This window comes from Elusimicrobiota bacterium (assembly GCA_016182905.1).
Taxonomy (GTDB): Bacteria; Elusimicrobiota; Elusimicrobia; order UBA1565; family UBA9628; genus GWA2-66-18.
The window spans coordinates 67,695-88,548 of the sequence record JACPFR010000024.1 but is presented as its reverse complement, the minus strand read 5'-3'; the positions used below and the strand labels follow the sequence as shown (position 1 = coordinate 88,548).

Below are 20,854 nucleotides of genomic sequence, written 5' to 3'. Positions count from 1 at the left end.
GTTTCAGCCGACCTGGGTCTGCCAGATGAGGATCTCGGAGCCCTTGGGGCCCGCGGTCCAGACGGGGGAGCCGGCGCGGACGAGGCGGGCGGCGTCGCCTTGGGACAGGTCGCCGGCGCCGGCGAGCGTGCCGGAGCCCTTGGCGACGAACAGGTGGACGTGGGAGGCCTCGGGGACCTTGACCGTCTTGCCCGGAGCCAGACGGCCGACCCACAAGGTCGCGTCCTTCTGCTTGATGCGGATGGCGGCGAGGTCCTTATTCCCCGAGGCGAGCGCGACGAGCCCGCCCTTGGCGAGCTCCGAGGTGATGTCGAGCTGCTCGTAGCCGGGCGTGATGCGGTCCGTGTCCGGCGGCACCCACATCTGCACGAGATGCGCGCGCGTCTCGCCGCGGGAGTTCATCTCCGAGTGGTAGATGCCCGTGCCGGCGCTCATGCGCTGGGCCAGGCCGGGATAGATGATCCCGGCGTTGCCCATCGAATCCTTGTGCTCGACCTCGCCCTCGAGCATCCAGGTCACGATCTCCATGTCCTGGTGCGGGTGCGTGGAGAAGCCCTTCATCGGCTCGATGTAGTCCTCGTTGTTGACGAGGAGCAGGCCGTGATGCGTGTTCGTCGGGTCGTAGTGCGACCCGAAGCTGAAGCTGTGACTGCCGTCGAGCCAGGAGATCTTCGTGTGGAAACGGTCTCCCGCCTTCCGGACCTCGATGTAGCCTTCCTTGGTGTTCATGACCGCCTCCTTTAGCCCTGCGCCTTGCCGAGTTTGCGGCACAGCCGCCGCAGCTCCTCCTGCTCCTCCGCCGTCAGTATCTTGAACGCCTTCACGATCGTCCCCGCGTGGCGCGGGAACATCCCGGCGACCAGGCGGCGGCCCTTCCTCGTCAGCGCCACCGTGAGATAGCGCCGGTCCTCGTCGCGCGCCGTCCGGACGACGAGGCCCCCCTTCTCCAGATTCTCGATGACGAGCGTCAGGTTGCCCTTCGTGCGCAGGATCTTCCTCGCGAGGTCCTTCGCGCACAGCGGCCCCAGGTGCAGCAGCGCCTCGAGCACCCCGAACTGGCTCTGCGTCAGCCCCGCGCGGACGATCTCCTCTTGGGTGGCGCTCATCACGGACTCCGCCGCGCGCTGCAGCGCCACGAACGCGACGAGCGCGCGGACTTCCGTCTTCGTACCCCGGTAGCGCGGTCCCATATAGTTTAATGTTGAACTATTACCTTCATTATAGCCCCGGGGCCGGCGGAAGTCAAGGTCAGGAGCAGGCCTGGCGGAAGGCGAGGAGGAACGCCGCGCCCGTGGCCGGGCGCTTCGTCGGGTCGGGATCGAGCGCCGCGGCGAAGAACGCGTCGAGCCCGGCGGGCAGGGCTCGGCCGCGCTGGGTGACGGGGACGAACTCCTTGCGCAGCTTCGGCTCGAGGAAGTCCGGCCCGTCGAAGGGACGGACTCCGGAGAGCATCTCGTAGGTCATCACGCCCAGCGCGTACAGGTCGGAGGACTTCGAGACGGAGCCCATGCCCTGCTCGGGCGCCATGTACGGCGGCGTGCCCGAGGCCTCGGTCCGCGTCAGCCCGGTCGAGGTCGCCTGATGCGCGATGCCGAAGTCCATCACCTTGATCGTCGCGCCGTCCCGCGAGACCATCACGTTCGACGGCTTGAGGTCGCGGTGGATGATCTTCAGGCGGTGCGCGTAGTCGAGCGCTCCGGCGATCCCGTCGAGGATCTTCTCCGCCTGCGCCAGCGGCAGGCCGCGGTTGGTCGCGATGACCTTGTCGAGCGTGCGCCCGTCGACGAACTCGAAGACGAGCAGGAGCTCGCCCCTCTCCTCGAGGACGGTGTGGATCTCGGCCAGGTTGGGATGCTTGAGCTTGGCGACGAGGCGCGCCTCCTTGAGGAAGCGCGCGACGTCGCCGGGCGTGGTGCCCGCGTCGCGCTGGAGCTGCTTGATCGCCACGCGCCGGTCGAGCTTCTCGTCGTGGGCGTCGTAGACGATGCCCATGCCGCCGCGGCCGAGCTCGCCGTCGACGCGGAAGTTCCCTCCCAGGACGTCCCCGGCCCCGATCGCTCGCGGCGTCACCGGCCCCATGGGCGCGGCGGCGGCCTCCGGCCGCGGCGCCGAACGCCGGACGAGGAGCACGACGACCAGCATCAGGAAGAAGCCCAGCGCGGCCGGCACGCCGATCCAGACCGCCATCGGCAGGGCCGGCAGCTTGAACCCCGGCTTGGCCGCGGCGTCGAACAGCCCCGCCGCCTCGGCGGCCAAAGCGGCCTTCAACGCCGCCTCGAAGCGCGGATCGAGCGCGGCCGCCTCGCGCAGGGAGGCGATCATCCCTTTATCGTCGCCGAGGCCGCCGAGCGCGAACGCCCGGTTCGCCCAGGCGACGGCGTCCTTCGGGTCGAGCTCGAGCGCCTCGTTGGCCGCCTTGAGGGCTCCCTTGAAGTCCTTGAGCTTGTTCTGCGCCGTGGCCTTCGCGTCGAGGAGGTTCGTGTTGCCGGGAAACTCCTGCAGGGCCTCGTCGCACAGCATGATCACCTGGCCGTCGTCGCCGAGCGCCTTCATCTCGCCGATGCGCGCCAGCCAGGCTTGCAGCGCGTCCGGGCCGGTCATGGCCCCCCCGCCGGCGGCGCCGCGCAGCAGCTTCGAGCGGGAGCCCGCGTCGAGGGCCACTTCCTTTCCTCCGGGCGCGGGCTTGAGGTCGCCGCCGTTGACGGCTTTCGGTCCGCTCGCCAGGCCGGAGCGGCAGGCGAGCCCCTCGATCTTGAGCACTTTGGCGTCCTTGGGGTCGAGGGCGAGGGCGGCGCGGGAGGTCTCGCAGGCGGCGGACAGGTCGCCCATCTGCAGTTGGACGCCGGCCTTGATCGCCAGCTCCGAGCCCGGGCCGAACGGCGAAGCGGCCGAGGCCGGCGCGCCCCCGCCCGGGATCCCTCCGGCGCCGGCCTGGCCGGCTGCGCCGGCGCCCGCTGGAGCGGCGGCGGCGCCCGGCGTATTGACCGCCGCGGTCAGGGCGCCGCCGAGGAGGTTCGATGGGCCGCCGCCGGCGCCGCTCCCGTTATGCGGACCGCCGAGGTCGAGGTTCGGCGGGGCCGTGTTGGTCCCGTTTCCCGACGGCGGCGGGTTGGCGCCCGGCGCGACCATGTTGGCGGCGCCGGGGTTGCACCGCGGATTTACGGCGGCCGCCGGCCCCGCGCAGGGATCGATGGGAGCCGCCACCCCCTCTTTCTGGCCGAGGGCCGACGGAGGCCGCGCGAAGACCAGCGCGAGGCCCGCCGCGAGAACGGACAGGGAAACAAGCCTCTTGGATCGGGACCGCCTCACCCGCCCAGTGTAGCCTCAGACCCTCCCGCCGTCAACCCTGAAAATCAGTGCGCGTGGTTGAAATCCTCGGGGGCGGCGTGAGGGCCGGAGTGATCGTCCGGCGCGGGCGCCCAGGCCTGGTCGCGGACGCGCTTGAAGGCGGCCATGAAGGCGGCGACGTCGTCCGGCGCGTCGAGGAACATCGCGTTCTCGTAGTTGTTCTTCTCGCCGTTGCGCGTCCAGTTGAACGAGCCCGCCTCCACCAGCGCGCCGTCGAACACCGCGAACTTGTTGTGCATGACGCCCTTCTCCCCGCCCTTGCCGGCGGAGAGCAGGACGTCGAAGCCGTGGTCGGCGAACCAGTGCATCTCGGAAAGATACTTGTACTGCTGCGCGTCGAAGACGATGCGGACCTTCACGCCGCGTTCCTTGGCCCGCAGCAGGGCGTCGCGCAGGTCCTCGGAGGTGAAGGAGAAGTTGGCCAGGTCGATCGAGGCTCGCGACGCGTCGATCGCGCGCACGAGGTGGGCGGTCACGCCCAGCGGCGAGAAGGCCTGGGCGGGGAACGCCTCCCCGTTGAAGCTCACCGGACGCGCCGGGTCCTGGGGCGCGGGCGGCAGGCCGGGGTGGGGCTGGCCCTCGGGGATCGGCTCCGGGCGCGGGGGCGCCTGGCTCGTGATCCTCGCGGAGATGGACCACATCCACTCCCAGTAGGCCTGGAACGCCTTGACGCGCGCCTGCTCGGCGAGGAACATCGCGTTCTCCCAATGCCAGGCGTCGGCGGCGTGGGTCCAGTTGTAGGAGCCGGTCTCGAGGACCGTCCCGTCGAAGATCGCGATCTTGTTGTGCATGACGCCGAACATGTCGCCGCCGCGGAGCATCTTCATGGCGAAGCCGAGGTCGATGAGCTGCTGGACCTCGGCGCTGCGCGTGTCGCGCGGCTTCTCCGGGAACACGTGGGTCTGGTTCATCACGACGCGGACCTTCACGCCGCGCTTCTTGGCGCGCACCAGGGCGGCGGCCACCTCGCGCAGGGCCAGGCCGTGGATGGCGATGTCGATCGATTCCCGCGAGGCGTCGATGGCGCGGATCAGATGGCCGGAGATCGAGGTCTGGTCGGAGAACATGCGCGACGGGAGGACCTCTCCGTTCAAGGAGACGGAGTCTCCGCGCGGAGCGACCGCGGGGCTCGCCGGGGCCGGCGCGTCCGCTTTCGCGGCCGCGCCGTCGAAGAAGACGCGGCCCTGCTCGAGGGAGACCGGCACGGCGGCCGTGAGCGCGGGGGCGAACGACGGCGTCAGGCTCGGGGACAGGGACGGGACGGACAACGCAGAGAGGGAGAGGGCGGGAGCGGTGAAGGAAGAGAACGGCGTCAACGGAACGGGCAGCGTCCCGACGGGCCCTAACGACGACGAGAACCGGACCTGAGCGGCGCACAACGACGGCAACATCGCGAGAACGAGCGCAAAACGATGTCTTGTGTTCGCCATGAGCCAAGTCTACTCCCGCGCGGCGCCGGAGCTTCGTCCAAACGGCCTAGGCGACCTCTCGGCAAAAGGCCTAGGCCCGGGACGACGATTCTTATATAGGATAGGCGCGTGAAGATCCACGTCGGCGCCTACGCCGCCTCGTCCGGCCTCGATGAAGCCGCCGAAGCCGCCCTGTACGAAGGGCTCGCCGACATGGACCTCGCCGGCCTCGAGCAGCCGTTCTTCGGGTCTTTGCACCGCCGCGACGAGGGCTGGCTGATCGGCCAGATCCGCCCCGAGTGGTCGCTCGTCCTCACCACCTTGCCCGGCACGATGGACCGCCTCGCCGGCGACCGGCGCTTCGGACTGGCGAGCGCCGACTCCGACGCCCGGAGCCGCGCCGTCGACTACGTCGAGAGCGCGCGCCGGGCCGTGGAGAAGCTGAACGCCGCCCTCGGCCGCCGCGCCGTGCGCGCGGTCATGGTGCACTCGGCCCCGCGCCTGGACGGCTCGCGCGCCAAGCGCTCGCTCGACGGCTTCGCCGAGGCCCTCACCGACCTGCGCGAGCGCGACTGGCAGGGCGCCTCCTTGCTCGTCGAGCATTGCGACGCGGCCGTGCCCGGCCTCGAGCCCGACAAGGGCTTCCTGAGCGTGGAGGACGACGTCCTCGCGGCCAAGCTCTCCGGCGGCCGCACGCCCGTCGCCGTCGCGATCAACTGGGGCCGCTCCGCCGTCGAGACTCGCTCCGCCGAGGGTCCGCTCGAGCACATCGCCCGCGCCGTCCAGGCCGACCTGCTCGGCGCCCTGTTCTTCTCCGGCGCCGCGCCCGCCCACCCGGAGTACGGCGCCTGGCGCGATTCCCACGTCCCCTTCTCCACGACCGTCCCCGAGTCCCTCCTCACCCCCGCCGCCGCCCGAGCCGCGCTTTCCGCCGCGCCGGGCTGCCCCATCATAGGCCTCAAGCTCCAGACCAAGCCCGCGTCCCTCACCGTCCCGCAGCGCCTGGCCGTCATCCAAGACGGCCTGAACGCCCTCCGCTAACGATAATCTTGGTGTCAGGCATTCCGGTATTTTCAGTATTTCGCCCGCGGCGCGCTATGCGATAATGGAGCCATGAAAGACCGCCGCGCCGAGCTCGACGAGACCATCACCCGCTTCGCCCGCGAGCGCAAATGGGGCAAATACCACGGCCCGAAGAACCTCGCGATGGCGATGGTCAAGGAAGCCGCCGAGATCGTCGAGATATTCCAGTGGCTGACGCCCGCCCAGTCCAGGAAGCTCACGCCCGCGCAGCGCGCCCATCTCGCCGAGGAGCTCGCCGACACCTACGTCTATCTCAAGAAGATCGGCGACCATTTCGGCATCGACCTCACCGAGGCGGCGCTGGCGAAGATGAAGAAGAACGCGATCAAGTATCCCGCCCACCTCAACCGCGGCCGCATCCATAAGAAGCGCTAAGCCGAGAATTCTGAAAATATCGGGAGGACTGACACCATCCCTGGGAACGAGAAGGGCCGCCGGAAGAGTCCCGGCGGCCCCCGCTCGGCTGTGCGAACGGCGACGGTCTACGGCTTGAACTCCATCTTGCGGCTGACTTCCTCAAGCACGTCCATTGCCCCACGCCCAGGGGCGCCGCCCATCACGCTCTTCCACAGCGACTCCATCTGCTTGCGCTTCTCCGCGTCCTGGGGCCACCAGGCCATCGCGACCATCCTCTCCAGGGCCGGCCTCTGCCACGAGACGTCCAACGGCACCGCTTCCAGCATCTCGCGCGCGTCCTTCTTGCGTCCCAAGTCGTGCAGCACGCAGCCCAGGAACTGACGGGCCTGCCAGTCTTCCGGCTCGAGCTCGACGGCGCGGCGCAGCGCGGCCTCCGCTCCCGCCGGATGCGACAGCGCCCACTGGCACGCTCCCAGCCCGAACCACGCCTCGCCCCACTTCGGCGAGAGCTCCGCGCCCCGCTCGTAGTACGGAAGCGCGTCGCGGTAGCGCTTCTTCATGTAGAAAAGCCTGCCCAGCCGGCACAGGGTCTCGGCATCGCGCTTGGCCGGGCCGTCGGCCAGGTCCTTCGCCACGGTCTTGGCCTGCAGGACCATGCCGCGTCCCAGGTAGGCCTCGACGAGACCCGTCAGCACGTCCTCGACCTGATTCGACGTCACGCGCAGGGCTTCGAGGATCTCGCCCGCCCGGACGTACTCTCCCAGGCGGTTGAGCGCCAGGGCCCGCCCCAGGTTCAGCTCCGCGTCGCCGGGGAACTTCCGGATGCCTTCCTCGAAGACCGAAAGCGCTTCTTCCGCATCGTCCGCCAAGAGCAACTCGAGTCCTCGGTCTTGGTACTCACCGCTCGATTGGATGGACATAAACCCTCCTCGTCGTTTCCGGCTTGGAGGCCTCGGAGCCGCTTCTCGTATAAAGAAGCGACCCCGATCCGCTTTCTCAAGAAAGACCAGGGTCCGAACGCTTTGGGTCCCGTATTCAGGGCCGTCGAACATCACCGTCCGACAATCTCAGTGTAACAGGGGGGTCTTGGGCCGTCAAGGCCCAAGCCGCTAGATGCCGATCTTGGCGAGCATCGAGCTGATCTCCCCGATGACGGCGGCCAGCTTGGGGTGAGTGACGTCGAACTCGAGGGTCGCGTCCTTGACGGCCTCCTCGGCCTTGTCGATCATGTCCTTGGAGCGCATGTCGCGCTGAACCTCGGCCTTGAGCTTCTCGAGCAAGGCGATGAGCTCGGCCTTGTTCTTGGGGTCGGCGCCCCGGGCTTCCTTGATGGCGGCCTCGATCTTCGCGACGGTTTCTTCGATCATGCTCCCTATATAACTCTATCGGCGCGGTGCGTCAAGGCCGCGCGGGTCGTTATTGATCAGCGAAGCCGAATCATGATGTTCTACAATGGACGCGGTGAAGATCTGCTTCCGCTGCAACGCGGTGAACGTCGTCAAGCTCTCCGACCACAAGCCGGAGTGCCCAGTGCTGCGCGACAGGAAGGAGCGCGCCGACGGCGTCAAGGATATCATCAACCGCTACAGCCACAAGAACAAGGCCGCGGGCAAGGGCGGGCTCGGCCGCATCAACAAGCCCGGCTGCTGCAAGCGCTGCGGCGAGAAGGTCACGAGCCTGCTCACCCACATCAGCGTCTGCAGCGGCCCCGCGGCGACGCCACCGACGACGCCGCCGCAGCAGATCTGATCCCGTGGCCTCGCGCCTCCCAGCTCCCTACTTCGCCGCCTGGTTCCGCTCCGCCCTCCGCGGCAAGCTCCCCGCGCGCTTCGCCGTCGTCACCGCGCACGACCCGATGGGACATCGCTTCTCCCCGGCCGCGAACAGGAAGCTCGACGCGGCCCTGCGCCGGCGGCTCGACGCGCTGAAGATCCGACACTTCCGCGTCACCGGCGGCAGCGAGGACGGAACGCACCGCGAGGCCGGCTGGGGGCTGATCGTCGCCTCGCCCGCGACCGCGCGCGAGCTGGCGGCCGAGTTCGACCAGAACGCCTTCTACTGGGTCTCGGGCGGCCGCATCTACCTCGGCTCCTCCGCCGGCGGTCCGCTCATGCCCGCCGGCTCCTGGCGCGCGCGCCGAGCGCGCTGGCGCTAGAGCCCCAAGCCGAGCTTCGCCGCCGCCCGGGCCAACGCCGCATCCTTCGTCCACAGCCGCGCGCGAGACAGCTTCGCCGCGGCGAGCAGGCGGGCGTCCACCGCTCCGAGCCCGGTCCCGTGCAGGCCGTGCTTCTCGACGAAATACAGGAACTCGGCGTGCTCCGCCTCGCCGGCGCGGGGCAAGGTCCCCAGCAGGCTCAGGATCTCCCCGCGGCGGGCCATCGAGCCGCACGCCAGCTCCTCGACCACCAGGCGGTGGGTCAGCACCACGCCCTCCTCGAGCCGCCGGGCCAGCTCCGCGTCGCCGCGCCGGAGATGGTCCACCCACACCGAGGTATCGACGAGCAGCATCAGCCCCGCCGGCGCGGGGGCGCCTTGAGATCCGGCTCCGAGCCCCCGAGGGCCGCCAGCCGCTCGCGCGATTTCTTCTCGATGAGGGCCTCCAAGCCGGCGTGCACCAGCGCCGTCTTCTCCGTCAGCCCCGCCAGCTTGGCCGCCCGGGCCATCAGGTCGTCCCGAATGATCAAGGTCGTTCTCATATGCATAAGTATGCCTCCCGAATATGCATCCGTCAAGTGCCCCCCTTCATCATACGATCGAGGCCCCCGAAAAGTTCCGTCCTCCCCACCCTTGAATTTCCCGCGCCCCGGCCCTATCCTTCCGGTGTGAGCCTCCTCAGGCCCCTCTTGCTCGCCGCCCTGCTGGGCGCGGCGGCGCCCGTGCGCGCGGGCGTCGGCCGCGCCGTCGAGGTCGCCTTGCCCGGCGAGGCGACGACGTTCAAGACGGGCTCGTCTCCCGCGGTCACTCTCCAACTGACGCCCGTCTCCGGCCTGACCGCTCCGGGCCTGGCCCCCGCGCTCGCCGCGCCCCTGGCCCCGGCGCTTCAGGCCCCGGCTCCGCTCGTCCCGTCGGCGCTGGCGCCCGCGGCCGCGGCCCTTCGTCCGGCGCTGAGCGCCGCCGCCCTCCCCGCGCCCCCCGCGCCCGCCGCGCCGGTGAAGACGGTCGACGCCCTGCGCCGGACCGGCGCCGCCTTGACCGCGGCCGAGCCGGCCTCCGCCGGCGCCTCGCGCGAGATCTCCGCTTTGTTCGACGGCGGCGCCGCCAAAACGGCGGACGCGGCCTCGGTGTCCGCCGCGCCGGGCGTCTCGCGCGGCCCGGCCCTGACCCCGTCCGCGCCGCGCCCGTCCCGACGCATGCCCGAGGGCGTCAAGCGCGCCTTCCAGAATTCCGCCGTCCTCGGCGGCGGCATGGCGGCCTTGAGCGGGGCCCTGTGGGCGTGGACGCAGACCTTGGTCAGCGCGCCGAGCCCCGCGACGTTCGCCGTCCTCGCCGCGCCGCTCCTCCTCGTGCCGTTCCACTTCGCGCTCGTCTCCGGCTTCTGGGCCGGCCGCTACTATGCCTACCCGAGGCTCGGCCCCGCCGCCAGATCCGCCTTCGAGAAGGCCTGGCGCGCGGTCGCCGTCGTCTATCCCGTCGCGGCGCTCGCCCTGGTCGCCGCCTGGTTCCAGATCATCGGCAACAACCCCGCCGTGCTCGGCGTGATGGGCCTTCCCGCCCTCGTCGCCTTGGGCGAGGTCACCCACCACTTCATCTACCGCGTCGTCCCGGAGCGCGCCCAGGACAAGGGCAAGCCGCTCACCGACTGGCGCTCCCGCGTCGGCGGCAACATCGGCCAGCAGTTGAGCCGCATGCGCCGCAAGCCTTGACGCGATTTCCCCGCAGGGCTAAACTTCGACCGTGGATTTCGACGAAGCCAAAAAACGGCTGAAGATCGCGCTCGTTCTCTGCGTCCTCGGCTGCGGCGGCTGGTGGGCCTTCGCGCGCCTGACGGCCCCGGCCGCGGGCGGACCGGCCGAGGCCGCGCGCGAAGCCGCCCCGCCGCCCGCGCCCGTCGACCCCGTCGCCGCCCTCGTCGCCGTCCACCGCGCGGCGGGCGCCGCCAAGGACTGGCCGCGGCAGGCCTCGCTGTGGACGGAGATCGTCTCCCGCAGCGCCGACGCGCCCAGCCGGCGGCGCCTGATCCAGGACGACCGCGCGAGCTGGCTGCTGCGCGCCCTCAAGGAGAACGACGACGCCTCCGCCGACCTCCTCGCCGCGGCGATGATCGTCGACACCGCCAACGACGAGATCAACCCCCGCCACGCCCTCAAGGAGTGGCGCGCCCGCCAGTTCGAGAAGTGGCGCGCGGCCCGCGCCGCCAAGAACGACGCCGCCGCGTCCGCCGCGCTCGCGGCCATGAGCGCCTGGGAGCCCCTCGACTCGGACCTGCCGCGCGACCTCGTGGCCGCCGCCGAGCCGGCCGAGCTCCTGACCCTGGCGCAGGCCGCGCTGAAGGACCACGCCCCCGCCTCGGCCGCCGTGCTCTTGCGCGCGGTCCTCATGGCCCGCGGCGACCGGACCCGGGCCCTGGCCCAGTCCCTGTTCGACGACGCGGTCATGGGCCTCGCCGCCGACCCCGCGCTCGCCCGTCCCCGGCCCGACGGCCCGCCGCCCTCCGTCGACCTCTACCTGCGCGTCAGCGGCCCGCGCCGGACCGAGGCGCTGAGCCTCGCGGCCGCCATCATCGAGGCGCGCGCCGACGAGCTGCTCGACGCCGAGCCCGGGCTGTGCGGCCCGCTGTACGACGAGGCCCAGCGCCGCCTCACCGAGGCCGCCAGCCGCGAGCGCCGGCCCCCGGACGAAGCCGCCGTCGCCCGCCTCTCCAGGAAATCCCTCGACGCCCGCCTGTCGGCCACGCTCAAGCTGCTCGACACCAGCCCCGAAGCCGCCTTCGCCGAGCTGCGCCCGCTGTTGCGCGACGGCAAGGACGAGGACCGCCGCCAGCGCGCGCTCGAGGCCATGGTCGAGGTCTGGCGCAAGGCCCGCGACGCCAAGTCCTTCGACCGCCTCGTCGACCTCTCCGCCTTCCTGATCGCCGAGGTCGGCACCCCGCCCCTCGAAGACCCGTTCTACGCCGAGTTCAAGACGGGCCTGGCCGCCATGGCCGCGGACGCCGAAAAGGAGTCCCTCAATAAACGGGTCTTCGCTCTGTCCCTGCTCGCCGACGCCTTCCCCGACGACCCCGAGGCCCGCGCCGCGCGCCGCGAGGCCGCGGCCCGAGGCGCCGAGCTCGCGCGCGCCGCCGCCGGCCGCGGCGCGCCGCCCGAGGCCGTCGGGACCTCCGGCCTGGCCGGCCGCAGCGTCGCCTTGGTCGAGAACGGCACGGCCCACCACATCCTCATGCTCTACGAGGGCCCGGAGACCTTCTTCGTGCGCGTCAACCCCTACCGCCGCGGCTCCGTCGTCCTCAAGGACGGCAAGTACCTCGTCGGCGTGGCGACCATCAAGGACGAGATCGCCCCCTACGCCGTCGAGGCGGCTTTCGGCGAGGTCCTCGTGCGCCAGAAGTTCGTCGTCGGCACGCGCGGCCCGAGCGGGCCGGAACAGAGCCGGTTCGGCCTCGCCTCCTACGGCAACTGGACCATACTGCGCGCCCCCGACGGCGAGAAGTTCACCGCCAACCCGATGAACGGCACCGTCCGGCCTTGAACCTCCGCTAGCGCGAGGCTTCCTTGCAGTAGGCCGGCTTGGGGACCATGCGGCCCCCGACGTCGAACAAGGACTTCTTCTCGTCGGGGTTGACGGGCAGGCGCCCGCGCACGGTGGGGTTCAGGTCGCGTACGATCTTGAACTTGCGCATGATGAAGCTGCGGCCCCAGCACAGGCTCCCGCCGGGGTCGTACCTCAGGACGTGCCCCGCCGGCGCGCCCAGGTAGGCCGGCACGCTCACGTCGGCGTGCTCGGCGTGGCCGAAATCCCCCTCGGAGAACACCTGCCCCGCGGCGGCGACGTCCTTGGCGCCCGGCCCCCAGATCGGGTGCGTGTGCACCGAGCCGACGGTCCCCGCCGGCTTGGGCCGCGAGCTCGGGCACGTGTTCATGTCCCCCTCGTTGATCGTCCCGAAGCGCACGCGGCCGTCGGCCTCCTTTATCAGCCAGGCGCAGTACTCCTTCCTCTGCTCGGGATAGCTCCTCACGAGGTCGACGAAGGCGACCGCCGCCTCGTCCAGGGACGGGTAGGACGAGGGCATGGCGGCGGCGCGAGGCGCGAGCGCGACCAGGAAGGCGATGAGGGGGGAGAGGACCGCCATGACCTTTAGGATAAGCCCGGCTCCGCGTCCTGTCAAGCGCGCTTCAGCGCGGGCCGTCGATCAGCTCGCGGAACTCCGCCGAGCCGCGCACGCCGTCGAACTCCTTGGCGCGCAGCTCCGCGCGGTCGAGGCCCAGGCGCACCCCGGTCTTGAGCCATGACGCCGTCTCCCTCGCGTCGCCGAGCCCCGCGGCCGCCAGCGCCGCCTCGAGCGCGGTGTCCGGCCCCGGCTCGTCGTGGAAATTCGTCCGCCCCAGGCGCAGGGCCGCGGCGAAATCCCCGCTTCGCCGCGCGGCGTCCGCGTACGCGCGCTTGGCCCCCGGCGTCATGTCGCTTTCGCCGGCCGCCTTGAACATCGCGTAGGCCTCCGGGACGCGCTCCTTCAGATACAGGTAGAACGCGAGCTGGAGCGTCGCCGCCTCATAGGTCAGGCCGGCCTTGGCTTTCTCCCGCAAAGCGGTCAACGCCGCGATCGCCTCCTCTTGCCGTCCGTTCTCCCACAGCTCCATGCCCCGCGGCAGCTCCGCGGTCAACGTCGCGTCGGAGTCGGCCGCCGTCATCGACAGAGAGCGCTTCAGCGCCCGCCCCTCCCCCGCCGCCATGGCCCCGCACAGCAGCGCCCCGTACAGCGCCCCTCCTCGGTAGAACCAGAACGCCGCCGCGGCCCCGAGCGCCAGGCCGAGCCCATGCGCGGCGCGCCGTCCATTGACGCCCCAGCGCGCGCTCAGCAAGCCGGAGACGAGCTTCCCGCCGTCCATCGGCGAGACGGGCAGCAGGTTGAACAGCGAGAACCAGACGTTGACCATCACGAGCGCCCGCGCGACCGAGAGCGCCGTCGGCGGGATCATTCCCTTGTAGACGGCGCCGGCGAACAAGACGCCGAACGCCGCGGCGGCGACCCCGAATCCCGCCGCGCACCCGGCCAGGTCCAGCGCGGCCGTCCTCCAGGTCCCGAACCGCGACGGATCGCGCGGCCGGGTCGAGCCTCCGAACCCGTGAAGGGTGATGTCCGCCCCCGAGCCGAACGCCAGGCACGCGGCCGCGTGGCCGAGCTCGTGAAGCAGCACCGAGAAGGCGATCACCCCGCCCCAGAGGACGACGTCCTCCGTCCGGCCCCGGCCGAAGGACAGGCCGAACAGGCCCGCCATCAGCCAGAAGAACGGCTCGGTCCGCACGCTGACCTTGCCGCCCAGGATATTCACGCTCTAGTTGGCCAGCGAGTCGAGGTACTCGGAGACGCTCTCGGTCTCGGGGATGCCGCCTTTCCAATGCGTCTCGCGCAGGTAGTGCCCGCCCTCGCGCAGGCTGGCGTTGTGCCAGGAAAAATACTCCGGGTTCTGCGCGCGGAACTCGGCGTCGTGCAGCCAGCGCCAGTCCGCCTGCAGGTACTCCCAGAACCCCAGCACCGACTCCAGGTTCTCGGCGTCGATCGTGCCGGTCGCGTAGGCGAGCTCCTTGAGCGTGCGCGACTCGAAGAGGATGCGCGTGCGCTCGTCGAGCGTCTCGCGTCCGGGCCATTGGAAACCGCCCTTCCTCGGCACCACGACCACATCCAGTCTCGGGTCAGCCATGAGGCCTCCGAACAGCTGGGGGATCCGGCGCCGGTTGTGGGCGCCGGGACCAGGAGTATATAGCGCGCGCGGGTTTCGCGCCAGGGGCGAAACGTAGCGGCTGTGTCAAGCCAGGCGCTATAATCCCCTCATGTCATCCCTCTTCTCCACTCTGCGCTTAGGCGAGCTCTCCCTTCCCAACCGCGTGATCATGGCACCGCTGACCCGCTGCCGCTCCGGCCGCGAGCGCGTCCCCAACGCCCTCATGGCCGAGTACTACGCCCAGCGCGCCTCCGCCGGCCTCATCATCACCGAGGCGACCGTCGTCTCCGCCCAAGGCATCGGCTATCCTGACACACCCGGCATCTGGTCCGCGGAGCAGGTCGAAGGCTGGAAGCTCACGACCTCCGCCGTCCACGCCGCCGGCGGGCGCATCTTCCTTCAGCTCTGGCATGTCGGCCGGATCTCGGACCCGTCCTTCCTAAACGGCCAGGCGCCCGTCGCTCCGAGCGCCGTCGCCGCCCGCGGCGCGGTGAGCCTCCTGCGCCCCCGCCGCGCCTACCCCGTCCCCCGCGCCCTGCGCACCGGCGAGGTGGCCGGCGTCGTCGCCGATTTCCGCCGCGGCGCCGAGAACGCCCAGGCCGCGGGCTTCGACGGCGTCGAGATCCACGGCGCGAACGGGTATCTGCTGGACCAATTTCTCCAGTCCGGCTCGAACCTGCGCGCCGACGATTACGGCGGCACCATCGCCAACCGCGCCCGCCTGATGCTCGAGGTCGCCGACGCCTGCGCCTCGGTCTGGGGCCCCGGCCGCGTGGGCATGCACCTGGCCCCGCGCCGCGACGGCCACGACATGGGCGACGCGGACCCCGCCGCGACCTTCGGCTATGTCGCCCGCGAGCTGGGAAAGCGCAAGCTCGCCTTCCTGTGCGCCCGCGAATCCCAGGCCGCACCGCGACTGGGGCCCGCGCTCAAGAGAGAATTCGGCGGTGTCTACATCGCCAACGAGGGCCTCGACAAGCCGGCCGCCTCGCGCCTGATCGACGCCGGAGAGGCCGACGCCGTCGCCTTCGGCAAGCTCTTCATCGCCAACCCCGACCTGCCCGCCCGCCTGGCCGCGGACGCGCCGCTCAACGCCTGGGACATGTCCACCTTCTACGCCGAGGGCCCCAAGGGCTACACCGACTACCCCGCCTTGGCCGTCGCTTAGTCCGCGCGCAAAGCTTTTTCCAGGTCTTCGGGGGCCGGCAGCTCGCCTTCGAGGCTTTGCGGCAGCTTCTTAGCCAGCGTGTAGGACGCGACTCCGATCGGCTTGCCCGTCGCGCGCAGGGAATATTCGACCAGGACGCTGCTCTTCGAGCGGCACAGAATGATCCCGATACTCGGGCGGTCTTCCGGGTGGCGCAGTTTATCATCGACGGCCGCCAGATAGAAGCTCATCTTTCCCGCGTGCTCAGGCTTGAATTTCCCGGCTTTCAGCTCTAACACGACATAACAGCGCAGGCGACAGTGGTAAAAAAGCAGGTCCAAGAAAAAGTCTTCTCCGCCGACGTCCAGACGCACTTGCCGGCCCACGAAAGCGAATCCGATGCCCAATTCGAGCAGGAAGCGCTGAAGACGATCGATAAGACCTTTCTCGGTTACGCGCTCGTCCGCGTCACCGTCGAGTCCGAGGAACTCCAGATCATAGGGATCCTTCAGTATGGCCCGCGCCAGATCAGACCCCTCCTCAGGCAGCGTTCGGGAAAAATTGTTGACCGCCTTTCCTTGCCGTCCAAATAGATCCGCGGCGATATGGAACAGCAGCACATTCAAGCTCCAACCGTTCTCGAGAGCTTGGCGGGCATACCAGTCCCTGATCGTTTCGTTCTTGATCTTGTCGATGAGAGCCGTATTGTGGGACCAGCTCAATTTTGCAGACACTGTCTGCAAAATTGACTTCTTCGCACCCGAGCCGAATGGATGCGAGCCTTGATCGTTTCCAGAAGCTTCGCGTAGCTCGCGGGGTTCATGACTTTCCTCCCCGCGACCGCAGCCGCTCGCGATCGGCGAAGAAGCGGCGGATGGTCTCAAGGCTATGCGCGATCGCCCGCTCAGACTTCAACGATCCCGCCAACGCCTCGATCCCGACTTCGGTGAACGCCCGGACGAACTTCCGGGGTCTCGACACCCCGTATCGCCGCTCGATGCCGGCGGCCTCGCAGCCCCGGAATGCGAGCAAGAAGTCCCCCGGGAACCGATCGCGCCGCCTCTCGACGGTCGCGCTGAGCGTGCTCAAGCGGACTTGGAAGTATTCCGCCGCGTCGCGATCCAGCAGCACCCGGCGCCCCCGGGCGGGGCGCATCAAAGACTCCAGCGTTCCGGCCGCATAGGATTTCCCCATGATCCCACCTCCTAAGCTAAAATGAATCGCTAGGAACGGACCGCGCCGCGCTGTTGTGCATCATTATACATCACTAAGACGTATTTGTCAATAGGAGCATCATGCGTCAAAAATCGACCGGCAATCTCGTTCGGACTTCGGCCTCGATACCGAAGGATCTTTACGAGAAGCTCGCCAAGCGGGCGGACGCCGAACGCCGCTCGATCAGCAGCGAGATCGTCGTCCTGCTCGAAGCGGCCCTCGGCAAGACGAACAAGTAGCCCGGGCTCCCACTTACCATACGATCGAGCCTCCGAAATAGTTGCATGCCGCCGAAGCGGAGGACCCGCCCGGCCTTCCGCCGCGACGCTAGCGGACGTTCTTGCAGCGGCTCGCGTCGACGGGGAGCTTCACCGTCTCAAGCGGGCCCTTCTCGGCCTGGGCGAGCTTCCGCTCGATATAAGCAAAGGCCTTCTCGTCTCTCGCCTTCAGCCACGCGCTCGAGGTGACGCGGCGCTGGACGGTCTCGGCCCAGTATTCCTGGATGGCGAGATAGCCGCGGGGTCCGGTGATGGGGTTCTTGGGGTCGTCGAACAGGGGCAGGTCGGTGAACCAGCCCGACGCGCTGCCCGAGAAGCTCCCCAGGAACGCCCGGGCCGAGCCCTCGCTGATCGGCAGGAGGCGCCCGCCGTCGTCGTCGACCTTGATGCCCATGTGTGCGTTGACGCGGCGCAGGTACGCCTTCCAGAGCCCCGTGAACTCCTCGTCGGTGTTCGAGGTCATGACCCGGCACGGGTCGGAGCCGAGCTCGTCGGGCCGCAGCAGGTCGTCGATCGCGTGGCCGAGCTCGTGGACGACCACCGCGGCCCGGGGGCGGTCCCACAGGTAGATCGTCTTGTCCTGCCAGTCGTAGACGCCGCTCTGCTCCGTCTGGGCGCGCGCGTTCGGGGCGGCGAAGCGCACGCGCAGGCCGGCCTGGGTCAGGCTCCGGGTCAGGCCGGGAGGCCACTGGACCGAGGACAGGGCCTGGAACATGGCCGCCGCGTCGCCGGCGGCGGGGCCCGTCTTCAGGCAGGCGAGCTCTTCCAGGGAGAAGTCCCTGGCGCCGGGCTTGACCGTCGAGCAGTCCAAGGCGCGCGCGGAGACGGCCGCGAGGCACAGGAGTGCTACGAGCCGCAGGCGAGGGGTCATGGCGTAAGGATAGGGCCGCGGCATCGTTTAATCAAGCCCCCGAGAAGCCGATGCTGCGCTTCGGCCCCGTCGACGGATTCGAGAGCGCCTCGATATCCTCGAACAGCGTGTTGATCTCCCCCTCATGGCGGCTCAACTGCTCCTCCGCCTTTTCCATGCGTTGGGCGAGCTTCTTATTGTTCCCGAGCACGCGCCTCATGCTCACGAAGGCGTCTATGATCTCGATGTAGACTCGGATCGCGCGTTTGCTCCTCAGCACGGCTGACAGCGACGAGACTCCTTGCTCGGTGAACGCATACGGACGCTTGCGTTGGCCCATTTTAAGGCCCGAATTGGATATCACAATTTGTGATATCCAATTTTCCGTCTCCTTAGCCGTCAGCTGAAACATGAAGTGTTCCGGAAAGCGCTCCATATTGCGGCTCACGGCCTGGTTCAAAGCTCCGGTCTTAACGCCGTACAGAGCCGCCAGATCGCGGTCCATCATGACCCGCTGTCCGCGCACGACATAGATCAACATCCCGATCTTGGTGATTTCCATACTAATCATACGACTGACCCCCCGAAAAAGTTGCATGCCAATCGCGATGATAATCGAAACTTTAATAGCGAAATCCGTTATTAAACGATAAGGCCTTAACGTTTAATAAGACTTCGGCCCCGCGATTGGTACGATGTCCCTCGTGATCATCTACCAGGACACCAAGGCCGGCTTCGTCGACGACATCGCCAACAACTATTTCGCGGCGCGCATCGAGGACGCGTTCCTCAAAAAGACCGGCTCCTTGCCCGCCGACAGCCGCGGCTGGGCCAACGACTACGCCCGCTTCTCCACCGTCCTGAGCCAGGCGGCCGTGGCCGACGACATCACGGTCGCCATCGAGTACCACTGCTCCCCGGTCGGCCGCTCCCGCATCGACGTCCTCCTGGCCGGCGGCGACGGCCAGAACGACAACGCCCTCATCATCGAGCTCAAGGCCTGGGACACGGCCTCCGCCACTCCCATCGAGAACATGGTCGTCTCCCCCATCGGCGGCGGCACGGTCAAGCAGCACCCGAATCTGCAGGCGCGCCAATACAAGGGCATGATCCTGCGCTTCAACCAGGACATCCTCGAGAAAGGCGTTCAGCTGCACCCGTCCGCCTACCTCTTCAACCTCTACCGGCGCGATCCCGAGCCGCTCGAGGACGCCCGCTATCAAGACCTCCTCTCCGAGTCCCGGCTGTTCCTCGCCAACGACGCGGCCCCGCTCAAGGCCTACCTCGAGCGGCTGGTGCCCCGCAAGGCGAAGAACGACATCCTCTTCCTCCTCGAGCACGGGAAATGGCGGCCGGCGGACGAGCTCATCAGCCGGGTGGGCAGCATGCTCGAGGGCAACGAGGAGTTCACTCTCATCGACGAGCAGGACGAGGCCTTCCGCATCATCCGCCACCAGGTCCTCGATGAAGAGGACCGTTTCAAGCGCCATGTCTTCGTGGTCGAGGGCGGCCCCGGCACGGGGAAGTCCGTCATCGCGGTGCGCTTGCTGGCCGAGACGCTCAAGAAAAAGCGCATGGCGTTCTTCGTAGCGCCCAACATGGCCTTTCGCAACGCCTTGGTCGAGAGCCTCGCGCGCGGCGACCGGGGCTATCGCGAAGACGGCGACGCGCTCTTCAAGTCGTCATGGTCCTTCCATCAGTCGGACTGGGGAAAAGACGCTCGCAACGAGATACTGGTCGTTGACGAGGCCCACCGCCTGCGGGACAAGGCCTATCAGTACAAGGGCAAGAGCATGGTCTCCGACATGGTGCGCGGCTCGCGCATCTCGGTCTTCTTCATCGACGAGTCCCAGCGCGTGACCTGGAACGACTCCGGCTCGGTGGCCGCGATCAAGGCCGCCGCGCGGGAGTTCGGCGCGGTCTTCCATCCTCCTTTGAAGCTCGCGGCGCAGTTCCGCTGCAACGGCTCGACGGGCTATCTCAACTGGCTCGACGACGTCCTTCAGATCCGGCCCACCGGCAACTTCGAGAACTGGGGCGACGGCCAGTACGACTTCAGGGTCTTCGACCGGGCCGAGGACTTATACGCGGCCTTGAAGGCCAAGAACTCCGACAACAAGGCCCGGCTGATCGCGGGCTACTCCTGGGAGTGGCCGACGAAGGGGCGCGAGCGAGGCGGCGCGGTGAAGCATGTGCAGGCGGACGGACTGTCCTTGCCGTGGAATTACTCGGGCGAGAGCTGGGCCGCGTCCAAGGACGGCATCGAGCAGGTGGGGTGCATTCATACGAGCCAAGGGCTCGAGTTCGATTGGATGGGGGTGCTCATCGGCGACGACCTGTATTATAAGGACGGCGCCGTGCGCAGCGATCCGGCGAAGCGCGCCAGGACGGACAAGAGCCTGCACGGGTGGAAGGGCGAGTTCAAGGCCGCGAAGGACGATCCCGCGGCGCAGAAGGCGATCATGGCCAAGGTGGATGAGATCATCAAGGGGACTTATCGGGTGCTGCTGTCGCGGGGGCGCAGGGGGTGCTTTGTCTGGTGCAAGGACGCCGCGCTGAGGGACTACCTCAACACGCGTCTGGCTTCGGCTCTCAAGGCGTAACGATCCGTATCTGGAGGCTGCCCTTCAACGCCCGCGCGATCCGGTCAAGCGTCACCAGCGTCAGGTTCTGCCCTCCCTGCTCGATGCGCGAGACCGTCTGCTGCTTCGACTTGATGCGCCGCGCGAGCTCCCCCTGCGTCATCTTCGCGGCCTCCCGTGCCTTCGTGATCTCGAACGCGACCTTCATCTCGATCTCGGCGTCGGCGTAAAGCTGCCGGAACTCCGGATCCTTCATCTCCACGGCCAGAAACTCTTCCAGCGTCGTTCCTCGTTTCACGCGTTTCTTCATATCCCCTCTGTGCGTCTTTGGATCCACTCCGCTCTTCGGCGACGGGCGCGCGTCAATTCCTCAGGCGGCACCTTGTCCTCGTTCTTCAAAAACGCGCTCGTGACGACGATAATGGTCCTTTCATGAAAGAAATACAGGACCCGGTGTTGATGTCCCTCAGCCGGCACCCGCAGCTCGTATATATCGTTTCCAAGGTAATCGACCATCGGCCTGCGCGCCCAATGCCCCAACTCCTTCAGGCACTCCAACGCGAACCCGATCTTCGCCTTATGCGCCTTAACCTGCGCCCGGATGTAGTCCAACGCGGGCTCGTCTCCTCGCGTCGTGCGGTAAAACTCCAACCGATACCCCATGCGGCCCTCCTAGTATACAGCGTATACGCTGTATATTCAAGGCCC

26 protein-coding genes are annotated in these 20,854 nt (G+C 68.6%); 9 read left to right on the top strand and 17 right to left on the bottom strand.

The features are described 5' to 3' along the window. Positions 1-3: 3 nt before the first annotated feature. The 4 genes from HYV14_09605 to HYV14_09590 are packed head-to-tail and all read right to left on the bottom strand — an operon-like array spanning position 4 to position 4,778. On the bottom strand, positions 4-729 hold the full coding sequence (locus HYV14_09605; protein MBI2386254.1) for a pirin family protein: 726 nt from the start codon (positions 727-729) through the stop codon (positions 4-6). Positions 730-740: 11 nt separating this feature from the next. Further along, a complete protein-coding gene (locus tag HYV14_09600; GenBank protein MBI2386253.1) occupies positions 741-1,190 on the bottom strand; it encodes a MarR family transcriptional regulator in 450 nt (149 codons plus the stop codon). Positions 1,191-1,248: 58 nt separating this feature from the next. After that, positions 1,249-3,309 carry a protein kinase gene (locus HYV14_09595; protein MBI2386252.1) on the bottom strand — a complete coding sequence of 687 codons (2,061 nt, stop codon included), beginning with the start codon at positions 3,307-3,309 and terminating at the stop codon, positions 1,249-1,251. A gap of 44 nt (positions 3,310-3,353) precedes the next feature. After that, positions 3,354-4,778, bottom strand: a complete 1,425-nt coding sequence (locus tag HYV14_09590; protein MBI2386251.1) for a phosphatidylserine/phosphatidylglycerophosphate/cardiolipin synthase family protein — start codon at positions 4,776-4,778, stop codon at positions 3,354-3,356. 108 nt (positions 4,779-4,886) lie between these two features. Here HYV14_09590 and HYV14_09585 point away from each other — a divergent pair, with 108 nt between their 5' ends. Together HYV14_09585 and HYV14_09580 are read left to right on the top strand one after the other, a co-directional pair. Beyond that, positions 4,887-5,798 (top strand): DUF4862 family protein, encoded by a 912-nt coding sequence (locus HYV14_09585; GenBank protein ID MBI2386250.1) that lies wholly within the window; start codon positions 4,887-4,889, stop codon positions 5,796-5,798. Positions 5,799-5,870: 72 nt separating this feature from the next. Next, on the top strand, positions 5,871-6,215 hold the full coding sequence (locus tag HYV14_09580; GenBank protein MBI2386249.1) for a nucleotide pyrophosphohydrolase: 345 nt from the start codon (positions 5,871-5,873) through the stop codon (positions 6,213-6,215). A gap of 107 nt (positions 6,216-6,322) precedes the next feature. Here HYV14_09580 and HYV14_09575 read toward each other — a convergent pair whose 3' ends face one another. Further along, entirely contained in the window at positions 6,323-7,117 is a 795-nt protein-coding gene (locus HYV14_09575; GenBank protein ID MBI2386248.1) for a tetratricopeptide repeat protein, read from the bottom strand. Positions 7,118-7,306: 189 nt separating this feature from the next. Next, positions 7,307-7,564: a DUF4404 family protein gene (locus HYV14_09570; protein MBI2386247.1), complete on the bottom strand. Its 258-nt coding sequence runs from the start codon at positions 7,562-7,564 to the stop codon at positions 7,307-7,309. 94 nt (positions 7,565-7,658) lie between these two features. On the opposite strand from HYV14_09570, the gene HYV14_09565 reads away from it, so the two are divergent. Beyond that, on the top strand, positions 7,659-7,946 hold the full coding sequence (locus tag HYV14_09565) for a hypothetical protein (GenBank protein ID MBI2386246.1): 288 nt from the start codon (positions 7,659-7,661) through the stop codon (positions 7,944-7,946). 4 nt (positions 7,947-7,950) lie between these two features. Then, positions 7,951-8,352, top strand: a complete 402-nt coding sequence (locus HYV14_09560; GenBank protein MBI2386245.1) for a DUF3293 domain-containing protein — start codon at positions 7,951-7,953, stop codon at positions 8,350-8,352. On the opposite strand, the gene HYV14_09555 is transcribed toward HYV14_09560, so the two are convergent. Both HYV14_09555 and HYV14_09550 read right to left on the bottom strand, forming a co-directional pair. Next, positions 8,349-8,705 (bottom strand): type II toxin-antitoxin system VapC family toxin, encoded by a 357-nt coding sequence (locus HYV14_09555; protein MBI2386244.1) that lies wholly within the window; start codon positions 8,703-8,705, stop codon positions 8,349-8,351. The genes HYV14_09560 and HYV14_09555 overlap by 4 nt on opposite strands. Further along, on the bottom strand, positions 8,705-8,893 hold the full coding sequence (locus HYV14_09550; protein MBI2386243.1) for a type II toxin-antitoxin system VapB family antitoxin: 189 nt from the start codon (positions 8,891-8,893) through the stop codon (positions 8,705-8,707). The genes HYV14_09555 and HYV14_09550 overlap by 1 nt, the downstream gene beginning before the upstream one ends. A gap of 126 nt (positions 8,894-9,019) precedes the next feature. Here HYV14_09550 and HYV14_09545 point away from each other — a divergent pair, with 126 nt between their 5' ends. Together HYV14_09545 and HYV14_09540 are read left to right on the top strand one after the other, a co-directional pair. After that, positions 9,020-10,060 (top strand): hypothetical protein, encoded by a 1,041-nt coding sequence (locus HYV14_09545; protein MBI2386242.1) that lies wholly within the window; start codon positions 9,020-9,022, stop codon positions 10,058-10,060. A gap of 31 nt (positions 10,061-10,091) precedes the next feature. Then, positions 10,092-11,882: a hypothetical protein gene (locus tag HYV14_09540; protein MBI2386241.1), complete on the top strand. Its 1,791-nt coding sequence runs from the start codon at positions 10,092-10,094 to the stop codon at positions 11,880-11,882. Positions 11,883-11,889: 7 nt separating this feature from the next. On the opposite strand, the gene HYV14_09535 is transcribed toward HYV14_09540, so the two are convergent. Genes HYV14_09535 through HYV14_09525 form a run of 3 tightly spaced genes read right to left on the bottom strand, consistent with a single transcriptional unit; the run spans position 11,890 to position 14,053 of the window. Further along, entirely contained in the window at positions 11,890-12,483 is a 594-nt protein-coding gene (locus HYV14_09535; GenBank protein MBI2386240.1) for a DUF4329 domain-containing protein, read from the bottom strand. Between the two features lie 43 nt (positions 12,484-12,526). After that, positions 12,527-13,684, bottom strand: a complete 1,158-nt coding sequence (locus HYV14_09530; GenBank protein ID MBI2386239.1) for a hypothetical protein — start codon at positions 13,682-13,684, stop codon at positions 12,527-12,529. Between the two features lie 3 nt (positions 13,685-13,687). After that, entirely contained in the window at positions 13,688-14,053 is a 366-nt protein-coding gene (locus tag HYV14_09525; protein ID MBI2386238.1) for a hypothetical protein, read from the bottom strand. 130 nt (positions 14,054-14,183) lie between these two features. On the opposite strand from HYV14_09525, the gene HYV14_09520 reads away from it, so the two are divergent. Then, complete coding sequence (locus HYV14_09520) at positions 14,184-15,242, top strand: alkene reductase (protein MBI2386237.1); 1,059 nt, start codon at positions 14,184-14,186, stop codon at positions 15,240-15,242. On the opposite strand, the gene HYV14_09515 is transcribed toward HYV14_09520, so the two are convergent. Both HYV14_09515 and HYV14_09510 read right to left on the bottom strand, forming a co-directional pair. After that, complete coding sequence (locus HYV14_09515) at positions 15,239-16,129, bottom strand: DUF1016 family protein (GenBank protein ID MBI2386236.1); 891 nt, start codon at positions 16,127-16,129, stop codon at positions 15,239-15,241. The genes HYV14_09520 and HYV14_09515 overlap by 4 nt on opposite strands. Then, positions 16,041-16,415: an ORF6N domain-containing protein gene (locus tag HYV14_09510; protein MBI2386235.1), complete on the bottom strand. Its 375-nt coding sequence runs from the start codon at positions 16,413-16,415 to the stop codon at positions 16,041-16,043. The genes HYV14_09515 and HYV14_09510 overlap by 89 nt, the downstream gene beginning before the upstream one ends. A gap of 101 nt (positions 16,416-16,516) precedes the next feature. Between HYV14_09510 and HYV14_09505 the strand changes: the two genes are divergently transcribed. Continuing rightward, a complete protein-coding gene (locus HYV14_09505; GenBank protein ID MBI2386234.1) occupies positions 16,517-16,675 on the top strand; it encodes an Arc family DNA-binding protein in 159 nt (52 codons plus the stop codon). 88 nt (positions 16,676-16,763) lie between these two features. On the opposite strand, the gene HYV14_09500 is transcribed toward HYV14_09505, so the two are convergent. Both HYV14_09500 and HYV14_09495 read right to left on the bottom strand, forming a co-directional pair. Next, entirely contained in the window at positions 16,764-17,585 is an 822-nt protein-coding gene (locus HYV14_09500; protein ID MBI2386233.1) for a hypothetical protein, read from the bottom strand. Positions 17,586-17,616: 31 nt separating this feature from the next. Continuing rightward, positions 17,617-18,126: an ORF6N domain-containing protein gene (locus tag HYV14_09495; GenBank protein MBI2386232.1), complete on the bottom strand. Its 510-nt coding sequence runs from the start codon at positions 18,124-18,126 to the stop codon at positions 17,617-17,619. Between the two features lie 142 nt (positions 18,127-18,268). On the opposite strand from HYV14_09495, the gene HYV14_09490 reads away from it, so the two are divergent. Then, the gene (locus HYV14_09490) at positions 18,269-20,167 is read left to right on the top strand and encodes a DUF2075 domain-containing protein (GenBank protein ID MBI2386231.1); all 1,899 of its coding nucleotides are present in this window, start codon (positions 18,269-18,271) and stop codon (positions 20,165-20,167) included. On the opposite strand, the gene HYV14_09485 is transcribed toward HYV14_09490, so the two are convergent. After that, positions 20,157-20,456 carry a helix-turn-helix transcriptional regulator gene (locus tag HYV14_09485; protein MBI2386230.1) on the bottom strand — a complete coding sequence of 100 codons (300 nt, stop codon included), beginning with the start codon at positions 20,454-20,456 and terminating at the stop codon, positions 20,157-20,159. The genes HYV14_09490 and HYV14_09485 overlap by 11 nt on opposite strands. After that, positions 20,453-20,809 (bottom strand): type II toxin-antitoxin system RelE/ParE family toxin, encoded by a 357-nt coding sequence (locus HYV14_09480; GenBank protein MBI2386229.1) that lies wholly within the window; start codon positions 20,807-20,809, stop codon positions 20,453-20,455. Before HYV14_09480 ends, HYV14_09485 begins: the two co-directional genes overlap by 4 nt. Positions 20,810-20,854 lie beyond the last annotated feature (45 nt).